Origin of the sequence: Flavobacterium degerlachei (assembly GCF_900106645.1) — a bacterium.
GTDB classification, from domain to species: Bacteria; Bacteroidota; Bacteroidia; order Flavobacteriales; family Flavobacteriaceae; genus Flavobacterium; species Flavobacterium degerlachei.
Genome location: NZ_FNMV01000007.1, coordinates 125,419 through 142,830 on the forward strand (window position 1 = coordinate 125,419; position 17,412 = coordinate 142,830).

Sequence of the window (17,412 nt, forward strand, 5' to 3'; positions counted from 1 at the left end):
AATTAGCTAACAGCGTCCGTTCCCTTTTCTTTAGTTCTGATTCTGTAAGTTTCTTGTATGTCAGAAACAAATATTTTACCGTCTCCTACCATTCCAGTATAAGCAGACTCCAAAATGGCGTCAATAGTTTTTTCTAAAAAGGGATCTGTAACTACTACAGATATATATCTTCTTTGAATGTCTGTTGTACTATAAGTTATTCCTCTGTACACATGACCTTCTTTTTCATTTCCTACTCCGGTAACATCCCAGTAGCTAAAGAAATTCACTTCGATTTGATGTAATGCTTTTTTAACATCATCAAATTTTGATTTGCGAATAACAGCTTCGATTTTTTTCATAATAAAATTGTTTTTTTTTACTTGATTTCAGGAGAATAGAATGTACTCTCCTCTAATTTTTAAGGCTTAAATAAGATTTGGTTTATTTAGAGAAACCAAAGGGGTAATAATCCATTTAAAACTGGATAATAATGAGCGGACTGACTTCGAAAACAGCCCCTTATATTTATGTTGGATTAGAAACCGTAAACTAATGCTAAGGACATTTGTGAAGCAGATTTAGTTGGAGCTCCATTTGACTTAATAAAATTTTCCTCAGAACCATTATCTAATCTAAACTCAGGAATAAAAGTTAAACCTCCGGATTTTAAATTAGCAGAGAATGTTAATGCAGTAACTGAATTATCTCCAGAACCTGCTTTGTAATCAAAATACTCAGCACGTAAACCTAAACCAAAGTGGTCGTTTACAGTATATGATGGGTAAACGGCAACACCTGAATAACCTACATCACCTTCATTTGAATAGTCAGCAGCATTTAGTCCTAATAAAAATTTATCAGTTAGTTGGAATGTAGCTGTTAAGTCGATAATAGTACCACTTACTGAACCATCCATAAAGTTGATATAAGCGCTTATGTTTTCAGTTGGAGTTAAAGACAATTGAGCTCCTACGGCATTCAGACCTTTAAATGCATCTGCAGTGTATGAATTCCAGGCATCGTTAAATGCACCTACCATTAAACCAACTTTATCAGAGATAGCATAATTTGCTTTTATACCTGCATTTTGAAATGGCCCATTGGTAAATAAGTAAGAAGTTGAATAATGAAAATTGGCTAATGGAGAAATTACTTCATAACCTATAAATGTTCCCATAAAACCAGCTGTGAAACTTAATTTTTCAGTAGCTGCATAAGTAGCATACAAGTTTTGAATGTGGAATGAGTTAGCTCCTAATTCATCGTAAGTTCCGTCTGAATTTAAAATGGATTGAAATTGGCCTCTAGGTCCGAAAGAAATTTCACCTACAAAAGAAGTTTTTCCTGTAGTTTTTTTCAATGCAATATCAATCATTCCTAAAGAGACAGAATTTTGGTCAGAAGCAAAACTTGTTGGGATGTTTGCTGTTTTAGAAAAGTCATATTTATAATAAAGATCACCTGAACCTGAAATTTCTAGTGGAGTGTCTTGTGCAAATACCGCAGTGGCTGTTAGCGCTAATGCTAAAGTTAATATTACTTTTTTCATGTTTAATTTAGTTTTAGTTAATTGATTGGTTTCTGTTGTTAGTTTGTTGTTGTGCTCGTTCATTTTTAGTGTTTTGTTAGTAGATTTTTAGAAAAGAATGATTTAGGGTGATAAACAAAATCTCCTTGGCTATTCTTGCATTTAAAACATGTTTTGTTGTTTATTGTGGCGAATTTATTAACTTTTATTTAAGAAAAATAAATATAATTTGACTTTTTGCTGAAAAAGATGCGGAATTATTAATAAACAAAAAATATAGAATTATAATATGGATATAATAATTTCTATTAATAAAAAACACAATATTCGTAATGGTATTTTTGAGCATACCCCCTATTTATTTATGGGGTGTAACATTTTTATTTGTACTAAGTTGTAATTTTACACGTATTTTAGTAGGGGCTGTGTGTTGTTTTTGTATTAAAAATCATGAGAATCTGCTTTTGTTGATTTGCTGTTGGTTGAAGAAAAGGTGTGCTTTTGTGTTTTTCTAGAATTATCTGTTGTTAAAAAAAGTCATAAAAAAAAACATCACTTGGAGGTGATGGTTTAGCTCTTAAAAATTTATGATTTACTTTAAAAACGAAAATCTATAAGTTGAGGATTTCGCTATAGAAAGCTTCAACGTTTTTTTTCGAATGAAAGAAAGATAATTCGATCAACGAATTTTTTCCAATTTTAAATAAAGGAGATTAATCTCTTGTTCTAATGTTGCAATTTCATTTTTTAAATATGAGATGTTGTTTTGTGCTAAATCGATATCTTCCATTCTTTGTTCTGGCGTTCTTAAGAATTGAAAATCGGCAGCGTTATTTAATTCAATTTTTGCGTTCTTTAACTTTGAGTAATTAACAGAAAGTGAATTTTTAATTTCTAATATCCTATTAGTTATGTTTTGTTTTTCCTCTTTTGCTGCCCTCTCTAATTCTAGACTCTCTTGCTCAGCAATACGTTTCTTTTGCTCCTGAATTTCTTTTTGCTGGAGTTGGTACTGCTCGTTGTTTTTCTCGGTCTGATTATTTTTTTGCTCGAAGCTATTTTTTCTGTTTTCTTGCAAATTATTGGTGATGAGTAGTACAATAACTAAAACCAATACTCCAGAAGCCAAAAAGAAGTTGCTTCTGCTTAACCCCAAGATATTATGATTCTTAATTTTTTTTTGCACTTCTTCATTGGAAGGAAATGTCATGAAAGGTTTTATGGGCGGAGGAACTGTTGCTAAAAGACTTTTTAAATCATCTACTTCCGCAGCTGTCTTCCAGTCTTCCATGCCTGCACACCAAACGGGAGTTGTTCTAGTTATGTTCTTAGACTTTAACTCTTCAAAGGTAAAAGGACCTTTATTTTCATTTCCGTCGTGTAGGTAATAGATTTTCATTTATAGTAGGGAGTAGTTGTTATATCTTAACTTGTTTTGAATTTTCAAAAGTACAAAAGAATTCAGTTCATTTTTATAATTTTCCTAAATGCTGGCTACTGTCAGATTAAAATAGTGAACTTTTCTGCTCGATAAATTCTATTCTTTTTCTTATAATAAAATGTAGCGAACACTAAGATGTATGGACAATAAGATCCTGACATAATTAAGGTGTATTATCGCATTATGGTTTGCTAAACATTTCTATTGTTTTTGCTATAGCTTCATCAAAATTTTCCCAAGTAGTTTCGGATGTCAAATCAGTGGCGATAAAGGTTTTATTAAATTTTGATAGTAAGGTAAAATAAACATATCCGCCTAACTGTAGCTGAAAAGCAGCATTAAGTGTTTTATCTTTTTCTTCTATTGCAAATGTTTTTCCTACTTGTGCGTTGAAATATTTAAAAAGACTTTTCGTATCCTCATTATTTTCGATTAGTTGCCAGCGTAGAATTTCCTGTGTCAACACATTTTCACGAAGTTCTTTAGTCCCTTCTTTGATGAAACTTTTTAAATTTTCAAGATTGTCTTTTTTCTCATCAATAGCCAAAAGAGATTTAAAAAAATCTCCTTTTTGGGCAAAAGTCAATAGCAAACCTTTCATTCCGCCAAAATAACGATAGATAAGTGCCTTTGACACGCCTGCCTCTTTAGCAATCGCATTAATTCCAACACCTTGTGGTCCTTTTTCCTTGAGGATGTCTAGAAAGGCTTTGTAAATTTTGTCCTCTGTTGCGGCTCTGTCTTTTTTCATTATAAATTGGATAGATTTAAAACGCCTCCTAAGGTAATACCTGATTCATTTATTTTTGGGTAATGCTCTTTCATCAATTGAAACATAAAAGGTAAGGGTACTTCGTTAAAAGTCCCGTAATCTTGAAGATATTGCATAAATTCTTGATTACCGTTTTTATCAAATTCTTGAAATACCGAGTCGGTTTCTCCGTCAAATTCAAGAGGATGAACATTTAGAAGTTCGCATAGCTCTTTATTGAAAGCTGGAGTTGCTTTAATCCATTTGGAGTCAAGATACATTTCTATATATCCGTGGGGAACCAATACATCGGAGCCAAACTTTTCTACAATTTGATCCACTGCGATGTGGTTTTTAACTTTTGCGAGTCCCAATCTTGCCGGAATATGGACCGCTCTCAGGATTGCTATCAAAATCACTACTTTGTCTATGCAGTGGCCTCTTTTGTGTGCTATTAATTCCGAAGCCCGCCAATCCTCATTGATTAAACTAAATCGATAGGGATAATATGGCCAGTTATCACGTACATATAGATAGGCCTTTACGGCAAACTCTTTTTCCGTTAACGGTCCTTCGCTATTTAGAAAAGTAACTGCATTTTGTATTTTTTCATTTGACAGATCGAAATGAAATGTTTCTTCGGTGTATTGTTTCATATAGAATTAAAAAAGTAACCTTAATGGTCATTTGCAATAGTAAGATTTTAATTTTTCAAAATTAAATAAATAAAACTATATTTGTTACCGTATGGTCACATTTTTTATTTAATGTTACCATTTGGTAACTTTAAATAAAAAAAATGGACGCATATATTTATGATTCAGTTAGAACTCCTAGGGGCATAGGAAAAAATACAGGCTCTTTAGCGCTGCTTAGCCCAGTACAATTGCTAACGACTTTGCTTGTTGCTTTAAAGGAAAGAAACAATTTAGATACAAGCTTAGTCGAGGATTTAATTCTAGGTTGTGTGACTCAAACTGGTGAGCAAGGAGGGAATATAGCCAAAGTGGCTGCGCAATGTTCGAATTACGGAGATCACTTATCCGCTGTTACTTTAAATAGGTATTGCGCATCAGGGTTAGAAGCCGTCAATCAAGCGGCAGCCATGATAAAGTCGGGATGGTCTAATTTGATTATAGCCGGTGGCGTAGAGTCGATGTCCCGGGTTCCTATGGGAATTGATGGCTCTGCCTGGGTAATGGAACCCGAAGCTGCTTTTGGGAAATTTGTTCCTCAAGGAATCTCTGCTGATCTTATTGCTACTAAGTATGGCTATTCTAGAAATGATGTTGATCATTTTGCATTAGCTTCTCAAAAAAGGGCTGCAATGGCGCAAAAGAATGGTTTTTTTGATAAATCGTTAATTCCTGTAAAAGATATTAATGGTTTAGTTCATTTAGCGAAGGATGAATATATTCGAGGCAATACCACACTCGAAATCTTAGCTGGTTTATCTCCAGCTTTCGAGAAAATGGGAGAAATGTTATTTGATCAAACCGCTATAGATAAATATTTAGATGTAGAAAAAATTAATCATGTGCATCATGCAGGAAATGCATCGGGAATTGTAGATGGTGCATCGTTAATGCTGATTGGTTCTAAAGAAATAGGAGAGAAATTAGGGTTAAAACCTCGTGCAAGAATAAAAATGGGAGCTGTAATTGGTAGCGAACCATTGATTATGTTAGAAGGACCAATTCCAGCAACCAAAAAAGCGTTACGCAATACTAAGATGAATGTAACTGATATTGATCTTTTTGAAGTTAATGAAGCGTTTGCTGTTGTACCCATGCGATTGATGGATCATTTTAATATTGATCATTCAAAAGTGAATGTTAATGGAGGGGCGATTGCCATGGGACATCCGTTAGGAGCTACAGGTTGTATGATTTTAGGAACGGCTTTGGACGAACTGGAACGTCAGAATAAGAGTACGGCGCTGGCTACTTTATGTGTTGGAGGCGGAATGGGAATAGCAACAATTATTGAACGTATTTAAAAATTGATTATCTTTTAGATTATGAATAATATTAAACATATAAAATATAGTATTGATAAAGACGGTATTGCAATCTTAACTTGGGATGTGGCAGATTCTCCGGTAAATATCATGAATGAGGTTGCTATGGCTGAATTCTTTTCGACTATAAATCAAGCTATAGAAGATGACGCTGTAAAAGGTATTGTTATTGCTTCCGCCAAAAAAGACTTTATTGCTGGTGGCGATTTGAAATGGTTTTTGAATTATGATAAATCCAAAGAGGAATGTTTTGAGATGCTGATGCAGACTAATACTCATTTAAGGAAAATCGAAACTTGTGGCAAACCTGTCGTAGCAGCGATAAATGGTTTAGCACTTGGAGGAGGTTGTGAAGTCGCTTTGGCATGCCATCATAGGATTATGAGTAATCATCCCAAAAGTCAGATAGGATTGGTAGAATGTTCTGTAGGTCTGTTCCCAGGGGCGGGAGGTACACAACGTTTTTTAAGAATGCTGGGTTCACAAAAAACTATTCAATACATTACACAATCTAAAAAATTAACGGCAGAACAAGCCTTAAAAGATGGACTTGTAGATGCAGTTTGTAGTCCAGAAGACGATATTATTGCGTTGGCAAAAAATTGGATTTTAACCAAAGGAACATGCGAGCAACCTTGGGATAATAAAAGATTTAAAGTTCCTGGAACTCCATTGGGTGTAGGGCAGGTTTCAGGTGTAAGTGAGTTTTTTAGTGTTGCTAATGCCATGGCTTATAAAACAACACACGGGAATTTACCACATATTAAAAATGTACTGAGTGCTATTTATTACGGCGCAGCTTGCCATATTAATAAAGCATTAGAAGTTGAAGCGAGGTATTTTGTAGATACTTTATTTAGTAAAGAAACTAAAAATATAATTCGAGCTTCCTTTCTTTATATTAACGATGCGGCTAAAGGAAAGTCGAAACCCAAAGGCTATGATACTGTCATTTTCAAAAAAATTGGTGTTATAGGAGCAGGAATGATGGGAGCAGGAATAGCTTATGTAAATGCTAAGGCTGGATTAGAGGTTGTTCTAAAAGATGTGAGTTTAGAAAAAGCGGAAAACGGGAAAGACTATGTAAAAGCGCAAGAACAGAAAAAGCTGGAAAACGGATTGACGACCAGGGATAAAATAGAGGCCTTGCTTCAAAAAATTCAACCTTCAGATTCCGATTCCGATTTAGCCATTTGTGATTTAGTTATTGAAGCTGTTTTTGAAAATGAAAAACTCAAAAATTCAGTTACAAAAGAAACAGAAAAAGTAATTCAAGAGGATGTAATTTATGCTTCAAATACATCAACAATTCCAATATCAAAACTAGCGGAAGCCTCTTCTAAACCTGATAAATTTATTGGATTGCATTTCTTTTCACCAGTAGAAAAAATGCCTTTGGTGGAGGTTATTGTAGGTAAAGAAACCAGCGATAAAACTTTGGCGGCAGCCATAGATTATGTAATTGCGATTAGAAAAGTGCCTATAATAGTAAATGATGGTCGCGGATTTTTTACATCCAGAGTATTCGGGAAATATATCAATGAGGGAATAGCCATGCTTACAGAAGGTGTTCCGCCAGCTGTAATAGAAAATGTGGCTAAAAAAATAGGGATGCCAGTGGGACCATTAGCAGTTTCGGATGAGGTTAACTTGAAACTAATGTTGGATATTATGAGTGAAGACCCAAATTTAACGGCTCACGAAATTCAATTGAAGAATACTTTAGCAACAATTATCGAAGTTCATGGAAGAACTGGTAAAAAAGAAGGGAAAGGATTTTATGATTATCCCAAAAACGAGAAAAAATCAATTTGGAAAGAATGGACTAAAATTTATCCTCCCCAAGCTGATTTTGAAGAAGAAGAAGTTGGTAAACGATTGTTATTTGCAATGGTTATCGATTCGTATAAATGTTTAGATTCGGGCGTAATTAGGGAACCTAAAGACGCGGATGTAGGCTCTATTTTAGGATTGGGTTTTCCCATTCATACAGGAGGAGTAATGTCGTACATTGATTATGTGGGAGCAGAGGAATTTGCTGTATACAGTGAAAAATTAGCACTTAAGTACGGAGAGCGATTTGCTTTACCTGATAGCTTAAAGAAACGAATCGAAAAAGCAGGAACTGGTCGCGTTTTCTATAATAATTGAAAGACTACAAACTATAAAAAAATAAAACAACATGCTACAGAACATATTATTAGAACGAAAAATTTATGCATCAGAAGAACATAAGATGATGCAAGCCATGATTCAAGAGTTCATTGCAAATGAAGTTTTGGATCAAGTAGATGAATGGGAGAAAAACGGTATGGTAAGTCGAGAAATATGGAAACGTGCTGGAGAATTAGGACTATTGTGTATCGATATGCCTGAAGCATACGGTGGGGGAGGATTAGATTTTACATTTAATGCTTTGTTAATTGAAGAGTTTGCAAAAAAGGGAATAAGTGGTCCTGGATTTTCTTTGCATTCTGATATTGTTGCTCCTTATTTATTGAATTACGGAACCGAGGCACAAAAACAAAAATACTTGCCATTAATGGCCAAAGGCGATATAATTACTGCGATAGGAATGACCGAACCTAATTGCGGAAGTGATTTGAAAGCACTTCGTACAACTGCAGTTGATAAAGGGGATCATTATTTAGTAAATGGACAGAAAACCTTTATCACCAATGGATTTATGTGTGACATGGCAATTGTAGCGGTAAAAACCAATCCAAATACTGAAGAGGAAGGAGTTACCTTGCTTATTATGGAATCTTCAATTGAAGGGTTTACCAAGGGGATTCCATTTAAAAAAATAGGAATGAAGTCTCAGGATACTTGTGAGTTGTTTTTTGATAATGTAAAAGTGCCGAAGGAAAACCGACTTGGTGACGAAAAAATGGGGTTTAAAATCATGATGAAGGAGTTGGCTCGAGAACGATTAACGGTTGGTATTTTTGCAGTAGCAACTGCAGAGGGTGCCATTGAAAGTACTGTTGAATACACGACGCAACGTACCGCTTTTAATACGCCTATTGCCGGATTTCAAAATACACAGTTTAAATTGGCAGAGTGCAGCACGCAAATGCAAATACATCAGACTTTTCTAGATCGCTGCATCGAATTATTAGTAGATCATAAACTAACATCTGAAAGTGCTTCAATGATTAAATACTCGGCAACTGATATGTGCGGAAATGTAGTCGATCAATGCTTGCAACTATTTGGCGGTTACGGCTATATGTGGGATTATCCAATTGCCAGAATGTATGCTGATAATCGTGTGGCGCGTATTTATGCGGGAACCAATGAAATCATGAAAATACTAATAGCACGTGGATTATTTAAAGACATTTTAAAATAATGGAAGAACTATTAAAAGAATATAAGGTGATTTCGACCATTAAAGTGCAATGGGGAGATATGGATGCGATGCAGCATGTAAATAATGTGATTTATGTCAAATGGGGTGAAACGGCGCGGATCGAATATTTTACTGCTCTAGGGGTATTTTCACCCGAACAAAAACAAATTAAATTTGCTCCCATTTTAGGTTTTCAGTCGGTTAAGTATATTGTTCCAGTTGTATATCCAGATACGATTCACATTGGCACTAAAATGGAAGAAATTAAGGATGACAGATTAGTACTAAAATCCTTTTATTACAGCGAGAATACGGGAAAGCTGGTAGCCATAAAAACACAGGAAGTAATCCCTTTTGATTATAAAACCCAAAAGAAAATTCCTGTGCCAGAAGAGCTAATTCTCGAAATAAATAAGCTGGAAGGCTTATGATCTTTAATTATTATGTACTAAAGTCATTTCCGTTTATAAGTGCTGTTGTATTTTTAAATTAATTGGGATGGCTTTTTTTTGTGCAAAAGGGAAGGTACTTTACTTAGTTAACAAACAATTAAAGTTGCAATTTTAATTAAGTCTTTTTTAACGCTATAAAGCGAAATTGGATTATACACAATTAATTATCGTTTGAGGTTAGAGAAGCCGATTATTGCTATAAAGCCCTGTATAAAGGGCTTTTATTTATATATTTGTTGAAACTTTCTTAAATAATGAAAATTATTTTTAATCTTATTTAAGAGTCTATTCTGTTAGTAGTTGTTAGTCAGAGTTTTATAGTATTTATTTGAGATAATCAATTGATTTTATCATGTTAAACATTTATAAAAACGGAGTTGAAGTACCTTCAACTATGAAAATAACTTACTTTATTTATTAAAGCAAAACCTTTTAATTCGTTATTCTCTAGAACGCGATGCAATAAAGCTCCGATCCTTATGGTAAAAAAATTACTATTCTTTATACTAACTTATTTAGTAACAAGTTATTCTTATTCACAAACTCCAGACTTTAAAATACAACATTTACAATTTGATGTTCCTGGTTCTGGGCTAACAATAACGGCTCCTACTAATTTTACTGGTGTTAATGATCTTAAAAAAGCATTTATTATAGTAAGTAACAATAGACGTAATGGGGCTGGTCCATTTGGATCAAGCTCTACTATTGAAGCTCGTGGAATGTCTTGTTCTGTTTATTTTTCTAATGCAAATACCATTGTGTTTTCTAGAGGTGCCGGTGCTGCAATTACAACGAGGGTCAATATAATGATTGTTGAATATATTGGCTCCGTTGGAGGCCCCAATGAAATTATTGTAAGACACAGAGCTGCTGTTACTCCGGTCGCTGGAACAGCCGTTCAGTCGCTGGCAATGAGTGCAACACCAGCCAATATAAATAAATGTATTCCTTTTTATTCTGTTCAAACAACCGATACCCAAAATGGAGGGGCAGCCAATAGTCTTATGTTGTATTGCTCCGGAACGAATACACTGAATTACCATAGGGGTGGAGCTACCAATACTGTAAGTGCCAGAGTTGAAGTTGTAGAGTTTACAGGTAGTAATTGGTCTGTAGGTCATGGAGACTCTGGAACTGGCGGAAGTGATTCAGGAACAATTACTCTGAACAGCTCGGCCACAGGAACAGGGGGAAGTATATTTGACGTAGGCTCCTATAGCAATGCGTTCATTTGGCATACCTATAAAGGTGACAGTAATAGCGGTGCTAATGAAGCCATTGCTGATAACTATCCTATATATACTCCTAATGGAACCACTAAAGTAAATTGGAATTTTAATGCTAATCACGATGGCTCCTCAGAGCGACATTTCGTACATGTACTAGTAAATTCTAGTATGAATGTGACTCGATTTTCAGACACTCAAAGCTTAGCAAATGAATCGATTATAGATATCTCTACGGCTGGCTTGACGGATTTGGGACAATCTCTTATTTTGGGAAGTTCGTATACAAGTGGAACGGGTACTGCTTATGGTAGAGGGTGGAGGAATTATTATTTTAATTCACTAAATGAAGCAGCTCACTGGTCCCACAGAAGTGGAAATACATTGGTTCATGAAATACAAATAATTGACTTTATAGGGTTGTCGATATGCCCATATATTATTAGAACTACTCCTAGATCAAGAAATGGTGCAGGGACATTAACTCTTAATGCTAAAGCTTCTGCAGGCACCCTGAACTGGTACGCTGCTTCAACTGGAGGAACCTCATTGGGAACGGGTACAAGTTTTATTACTCCTAGTATTTCAACAACCACAACTTATTATGTTGATGTGACAAATAATGGGTGTACATCTGCAACCAGAACTGCCGTTCTTGCAACAATCAATTCTCCGCTAAATGTAACTCCGTCTACACTTGACTTTGGCTATGTTCCAAGTGGAAGTACTTCTTCGACAAATAACTATACTTTATCGGGGCAATACTTAAGTAGTTATCCAGGAAATATAACTGTAACAGCTCCCAGTAATTTTCAAGTGTCATTATCTCCCAGTTCAGGTTTTAGCTCTTCGTTAATCGTTCCGTTTTCAACTGCAAATCTTTCTGAAACAATAATTTACGTTCAGTTTCTACCAACAGTAACAGGTGTTGCATATACTGGAGATATAACTAATTCGGGAGGAGGAGGGACAGCCGAAGTCACAGTTAATGGAAGTTCAATGGACCTATGCGATTCAAATGGAAATATGGAATATAGTACTAGTATAACATCAATTAACTTTAATACGATAAGTAACACTAGTGCGAAACCATCCAGTTATAGTGATTATACTTCCCAAATAACGGATGTTAAACCTGGTAGTTCTTATCCCTTGGTGGTTAACATAAATACAGATGGAGACTATACTGTATTCGGAAAGGCATGGATAGATTGGAATCAGGATGGAGATTTTGAAGATGCTAATGAAACGTTTGACCTTGGTAGTGCAACTAACGTACCCAACGGGTCAACCGATGGAAGTCCTAAAAGTATAACTATTCCCTGTGGTGCAGCCATTGGTAAAACCCGTATGCGAGTTTCAGCAAAATGGCAAGTTGGTTCGAATTCTTGTGATAAAGGTTTTGATGGTGAAGTAGAGGATTATACGTTGAATATAGTTCAGGTTACACCGACAACCACAGCCTCAGCAATTTGTATAGGATCTACTGCTTCCTTGTCTGCTGCCGGAGCTGTCTCCGGAGAAAAATACCGCTGGTATAACGCAACTGTTGGAGGTACATTGTTGAAAACAAGTCCTGACAATTCTGATAACAGCTACACAACCGAGGTGCTTGTGGAAACGGCCATTTATTGGGTTTCAATTCTTAATGCAGGGGGATGCGAAAGTACACGTACAAAAGTTACTGCCACAATAAACCCTATACCCTCTGAACCAGGGGCAATAACCGGAACAGCAACACAATGTCCAGCATTAGCGAGTCAGACTTATAGTATTTCAGCAGTAGCGAACGCCTCAACTTATAATTGGACCGTACCCACTGGATGGTCAATTACAGCAGGATCAGGAACAACATCTATTACAGTGACAACAGGAAGTGCGGGTCAAAATGGAAACATCACCGTAACAGCAGGCAACTCTTGCGGAACGAGTTCAGCTCAATCCTTGGCAGTAACAGTTAGTCCAGCAGCACCAGTAACACCCGGAACAATCACAGGAACAGCAACACAATGTCCATCATTAGCAGGTGAGAGTTATAGCATCTCCAACGTAAATAACGCGTCAACTTATACTTGGACGGTACCAACAGGATGGGCGATAACTGCTGGTCAAAACACAACGTCTATTACTGTAACAACAGGAAGTGTCAGTCAAAACGGAAACATTACTGTGACTGCAGCCAACACCTGTGGAACGAGTTCAGCTCAAACCTTGGCAGTAACAGTTAATGCTGCAAGCGTTGGCGGTACAGCATCCGCCAACCAGAATATTTGCAGCGGAAGTACTCCAACAAATATCACTTTATCAGGTCAAACTGGTACTATCCAATGGCAATCGTCTTCCGATAACACTACTTTTACTAATATTGCAAGCGCGACCGCATCGACTTTAACGGGATCTCAAATGGGGATACTTACTGCGACAATGTATTATCGTGCTGTTGTAACAAGTGAAGTTTGTACTTCGGCTAATTCCAATACTATAATTGTAACAGTTAACGCAATAGCTACAATTACTGGCACGACAGCTGGTTCAAGAACTGGAACCGGAACGGTAACTTTGGGTGCCACCGCTTCTGTTGGTGATATTAATTGGTATGCTACAGCTAGCGGAGGTGTATCTCTGGGATCAGGAGAAACTTTTAATACACCAGCTATTTCGTCTACCACCAGTTATTATGCTGAGGCAACTAACGGTGTTTGCACGGCCGTGTCTAGAAATAAAGTAGTTGCAAGTGTTACTATTGAAGTTAGTGGTCCGTTACTTGATTTGGGAATTCTTACCAACTTTGCTGCCTATACGGTTGCTGGTGCAGTTACGAATTCAGGAACGTCAACAGTGAGTGGTGATATAGGTTCAAATAATGGCGTTATTACAGGTTTTGGAGCACCTACAACAGCAGGTACAATTTACAATGCTGATGCTACAACCGCTCAAGCTAAAATTGATCTACTTAGAGTTTATATTCATCTTAGTGATGTATTTGTAACAAATACAACTCATGCCGCAGCTTTTGGAGGCGAAACTCTAACAGCTGGTGTATATGCGATTGCAGGTGCAGGTTCCTTAACAGGGCCAATAACATTAGACGGTCAAGGAAATGCTAATGCTATATTTATTATTAAATTCGAAGGAGCTTTTACAGTAGCGGCAAATTCTAAAATTATTTTAGCTAACGGCGCTCGTGCTTGCAACGTTTTTTGGATAGCTCAAGGTGCAATTTCGGCTGGTGCTTCAAGTGATTTAAAGGGAACTCTTATTGCATACCCAGGTGCTATTACCGTTCCTACAGGTAGTAATCTCGAAGGAAGAATGCTTTCTTCAAGTGGGGCAATAAATTTTGGTCCTGGAGCACTATCGGTACCAGAAGGACCCATAGCTATTCCTATTAAATGCGATAATAGCTGTAATAATAACATCTTAGGGACAGTTGCCAATTTTGTACTCTTTACAAGTGCTGGTGCTGTTGCAAATAATGGACCTTCAGGTATAGTTGGTGACATTGGTTCAGATAGTGGAGCTATAAGCGGATTTGAAAGTTCAACAATTGAAGGATCTTTTTATAATGTTGATGCCGTAACGGCTCAAGCTAAAATAGATTTGCAAGCGGCTTATACACAGCTTATTGATACTCCGTCAACAAATACAACTCACACTCCTGCATTTGGGGGTGGAGAGACATTAACGGCAGGAGTTTATTCTATTGGCGGAGCGGGATCTTTAGCAGGAACACTTACCTTAGATGGCCAAGGTGACCCAGATGCATTATTCATTTTAAGATTTACTGGTGCATTTGCGACTGCTGCACAATCTAAGGTGATTTTAACAAATGGAGTACGTCGTTGTAATGTTTTTTGGATAGCGGAAGGTGCCATTTCAATGGGTGCATTTAGTTATATGAAAGGGACACTTATTGCTCACGGTGGTGCCAATACAATGGGGGCTAATGGAAATCTTGAAGGAAGAATGCTATCTACTGCTGGGGCTATAGGTTTTAGTACTGGTGTAATCTATAACAATACACTATGCTTTAATGAACCTATAAACAAATGGAAGGGAACTATTAACACTATTTGGAATATACCAGGAAACTGGACACGAAATATTGTTCCTGCGGCCGATGATAATATTATTTTTGATGAGGCTCCTGTGAATCATTGCTTCATGTATCAAGACCGTTCAGTAACTAATATTACTAATGCACAATCTCTATATGGAGTTGTTCTTAATGGTAATAAACTTACATTAAAAGGAGATTTCTTATTCTCTAATGGGGCTACAATATATGCTTCTGCGGTAAATTCTACAATTCAATTTTCTGGATCGACAGTTCAAACAATTAACAGCAGTGAGTTTAAAAACAATGAAGTTTATAATCTGAATATTAATAATTCGAATAATGTAGTACTTAACGGAAACCTTCGATTGTTAAATAAGTTAACTACTACAACAGGATTATTGGATGCATTTACAAATGCTCCTTTAATATCATATGCTGGAAGTGACGTACAAACTATTGAGAGCAATCAATTTCTAGGAGAAAAAGTATATGATCTTACAGTAGATAATACAGTAGGAGTTAAGCTAAATACTAATTTTAGCATTACGAACACTCTATTAATCAACGCAAATAAAATAGTTTCAGTTTCCCCTTTATATCAGCTTACGGCAATGGAAACCATTAGCAATAATGCTGGTGCCTCTGGGCTTGTGTTGAAATCAGATGCAACTGGAACCGCCTCTTTATTACATAATTCGAATAATGTACCTGCTACTGTACAGCGTTATATTAGCGGTCCTGTAGAAGGCTGGCATTTTCTTTCTTCGCCAGTATCTAATCAAGCCATTAGTGGTTCGTGGTTGCCTGTAGGTAGTTATGGAACGGGTGATCCTGCTACAGGAACAGGATATGACTTGTATTTATGGGATGAACCATCCTTCAGTTTTAAATACAAACAAGACGCTAGTTCCATAGGTTGGAATTCAGTACATCCTGAAGTTAATTTTACTGTTGGTCGAGGCTATCTTTATTCGGTACAAGAAACTAATCCTACAAAAGAGTTTTTGGGGAATTTAAATAATGGATCAGTAAATTATCCAATTACGAGTACTGCGACATTAGATCCAGCACTAGTTGAGCTTAGAGGATTCAACCTAGTAGGTAATCCGTATCCTTCTTCGGTAGATTGGCAGGCAGCTTCGGGTTGGGATCGAACTTTATTAGAAGATAGTGCTGGTGGTACTGATATGTGGGTTTGGAATCCTACTGCGAATAACTATGGCGTTTTCAATTCCGCATCAGGAGTAGGAAGCAATTCGATTACCAGATTTTTAGCGCCTATGCAAGGTTATTTTGTGAAAGCAGCCAATGATGGTTACTTTGCATTTGATAACAGTACACGTGTTCATACTGGTGCTGGAAATTGGTTTAAAACTTCAAGAATCAAAAATGGTTTGATTCGTATTGCTATCCAATCTCAGGATGGCAATGGCGGCGATGAGGCCCTAATTCAGTTTGGTTATTCTGATAGTATTCAAGGGACTTCAAAACTGTTTAGTCACGTTGGTACTGCTCCAAGTTTATATATGAAATCTAGCAATAAGGACTACTCTGTGCGTTATCTGACTAATACATCTGAAAACCCTTCAGTAGCATTGGAATTTAAAGCTGGAAAGGACGGGTTTTATAATCTGAAATTCGATTTTGATTCAAAAGAATTTGACTTTGTACAAGTAGAGGATCGTCTGTTGAAAACTTATACTTCTGTTAAACCATTAACTTCTTATGAATTTGAATCATCTAAAGCAGATGATGTTAATCGTTTCATTCTCCATTTTACAGAAGCTGACATCAAAACTGTAGTAGAAAAAGAATTAGCTGCGCTAGTTTACATGGATGGAAAACGTCTTGTTATTGACTTAAAAGCAGTAGTTGTTGAGACCGAAGTCACAGTATTTGGGATTGCAGGCAGGTTAATTTTTCGAAAAAAATTGAAGGGATCTGTCGTTCATAAATTAAATGTCAATTCAGCTACTCAAATCTTGTTGGTGCGTCTTAAAAATGAAAAAGGGACATTGAATACTAAAGTTTTTTACGACCTTCTAAAATAACGGTTTTTAATCAACAGGGAGATGGATTTATTGCCTTGCTATCCTGAAAATAGGCAGAATTAAAAGAAAATAACAACCAGTGAATCTTCCATCATTGGTTTTTTTATACATCGAGTTCCCGTTTTTAATTTTTTTATCCAAATTTATTAGAGTTTCGAAAAAAAGAGGGTTGCGCTAGTAATTTTTTGGAATTTGTTCTGCCACAAAGAAGCAGAATTAGAAGTAATGCATAGGAAAACAGAGTTGGAATAATTGGAATTTTACTCAAAGAGTTTATGCGAAACTAAATCATTATTAATAAAGCAACTAATTTGATGTATTTAGGTCGATGTATTGGATGGCAACGAAGTGCAAAATCAAAGACATAATTATGATTGGCTAACATTTCTTATGTCCTTTTGAAACAGTGCAATGAAAAATTCAAAAAACGTTTAGATGGGGTAAAAAAGTATAATTAAACATATTACAATTCCTAAGTTAATTCTTAATATAATGCTCAGTGTCAAAGGCTTTTATTTATATATTTGCCTAAATTTTTTGAAA

At 36.1% G+C, this 17,412-nt stretch carries 10 protein-coding genes; 5 read left to right on the forward strand and 5 right to left on the reverse strand.

What is annotated here, in order from left to right; genetic code table 11:
• Positions 1–2: 2 nt before the first annotated feature.
• The 5 genes from BLV91_RS08875 to BLV91_RS08895 form a co-directional block, all read right to left on the reverse strand.
• Positions 3–341: a P-II family nitrogen regulator gene (locus BLV91_RS08875; RefSeq protein ID WP_091431980.1), complete on the reverse strand. Its 339-nt coding sequence runs from the start codon at positions 339–341 to the stop codon at positions 3–5.
• A gap of 176 nt (positions 342–517) precedes the next feature.
• The gene (locus BLV91_RS08880) at positions 518–1,594 is read right to left on the reverse strand and encodes an outer membrane beta-barrel protein (RefSeq protein ID WP_091431982.1); all 1,077 of its coding nucleotides are present in this window, start codon (positions 1,592–1,594) and stop codon (positions 518–520) included.
• Positions 1,595–2,189: 595 nt separating this feature from the next.
• Positions 2,190–2,909 carry a DUF4339 domain-containing protein gene (locus BLV91_RS08885; RefSeq protein ID WP_091431983.1) on the reverse strand — a complete coding sequence of 240 codons (720 nt, stop codon included), beginning with the start codon at positions 2,907–2,909 and terminating at the stop codon, positions 2,190–2,192.
• A 223-nt stretch (positions 2,910–3,132) separates the two neighbouring features.
• Entirely contained in the window at positions 3,133–3,702 is a 570-nt protein-coding gene (locus BLV91_RS08890) for a TetR/AcrR family transcriptional regulator (protein WP_091431985.1), read from the reverse strand.
• Positions 3,702–4,358 (reverse strand): transglutaminase-like domain-containing protein, encoded by a 657-nt coding sequence (locus BLV91_RS08895; protein WP_091431987.1) that lies wholly within the window; start codon positions 4,356–4,358, stop codon positions 3,702–3,704. Before BLV91_RS08895 ends, BLV91_RS08890 begins: the two co-directional genes overlap by 1 nt.
• 143 nt (positions 4,359–4,501) lie before the next feature.
• Between BLV91_RS08895 and BLV91_RS08900 the strand changes: the two genes are divergently transcribed.
• From BLV91_RS08900 to BLV91_RS17180, 5 genes are all read left to right on the forward strand, one after another.
• A complete protein-coding gene (locus tag BLV91_RS08900) occupies positions 4,502–5,701 on the forward strand; it encodes an acetyl-CoA C-acetyltransferase (RefSeq protein ID WP_091431989.1) in 1,200 nt (399 codons plus the stop codon).
• A 21-nt stretch (positions 5,702–5,722) separates the two neighbouring features.
• A complete protein-coding gene (locus BLV91_RS08905) occupies positions 5,723–7,873 on the forward strand; it encodes a 3-hydroxyacyl-CoA dehydrogenase NAD-binding domain-containing protein (RefSeq protein ID WP_091431991.1) in 2,151 nt (716 codons plus the stop codon).
• 31 nt (positions 7,874–7,904) lie between these two features.
• Positions 7,905–9,077 carry an acyl-CoA dehydrogenase family protein gene (locus BLV91_RS08910; protein ID WP_091431993.1) on the forward strand — a complete coding sequence of 391 codons (1,173 nt, stop codon included), beginning with the start codon at positions 7,905–7,907 and terminating at the stop codon, positions 9,075–9,077.
• Positions 9,077–9,508, forward strand: coding sequence for an acyl-CoA thioesterase (locus BLV91_RS08915; RefSeq protein ID WP_091431995.1), 432 nt, complete (start codon positions 9,077–9,079; stop codon positions 9,506–9,508). The genes BLV91_RS08910 and BLV91_RS08915 overlap by 1 nt, the downstream gene beginning before the upstream one ends.
• A 500-nt stretch (positions 9,509–10,008) precedes the next feature.
• Positions 10,009–16,869, forward strand: coding sequence for an ice-binding family protein (locus BLV91_RS17180; RefSeq protein ID WP_245709639.1), 6,861 nt, complete (start codon positions 10,009–10,011; stop codon positions 16,867–16,869).
• Positions 16,870–17,412 lie beyond the last annotated feature (543 nt).

Coding starts and splice junctions, on each gene's coding strand:
- BLV91_RS08880 (WP_091431982.1), bottom strand. CDS start 1,594: ATGAACGAGCACAACAACAAACTAACAACAGAAACCAATCAATTAACT.
- BLV91_RS17180 (WP_245709639.1), top strand. CDS start 10,009: ATGGTAAAAAAATTACTATTCTTTATACTAACTTATTTAGTAACAAGT.
- BLV91_RS08900 (WP_091431989.1), top strand. CDS start 4,502: ATGGACGCATATATTTATGATTCAGTTAGAACTCCTAGGGGCATAGGA.
- BLV91_RS08890 (WP_091431985.1), bottom strand. CDS start 3,702: ATGAAAAAAGACAGAGCCGCAACAGAGGACAAAATTTACAAAGCCTTT.
- BLV91_RS08915 (WP_091431995.1), top strand. CDS start 9,077: ATGGAAGAACTATTAAAAGAATATAAGGTGATTTCGACCATTAAAGTG.
- BLV91_RS08905 (WP_091431991.1), top strand. CDS start 5,723: ATGAATAATATTAAACATATAAAATATAGTATTGATAAAGACGGTATT.
- BLV91_RS08875 (WP_091431980.1), bottom strand. CDS start 341: ATGAAAAAAATCGAAGCTGTTATTCGCAAATCAAAATTTGATGATGTT.
- BLV91_RS08885 (WP_091431983.1), bottom strand. CDS start 2,909: ATGAAAATCTATTACCTACACGACGGAAATGAAAATAAAGGTCCTTTT.
- BLV91_RS08910 (WP_091431993.1), top strand. CDS start 7,905: ATGCTACAGAACATATTATTAGAACGAAAAATTTATGCATCAGAAGAA.
- BLV91_RS08895 (WP_091431987.1), bottom strand. CDS start 4,358: ATGAAACAATACACCGAAGAAACATTTCATTTCGATCTGTCAAATGAA.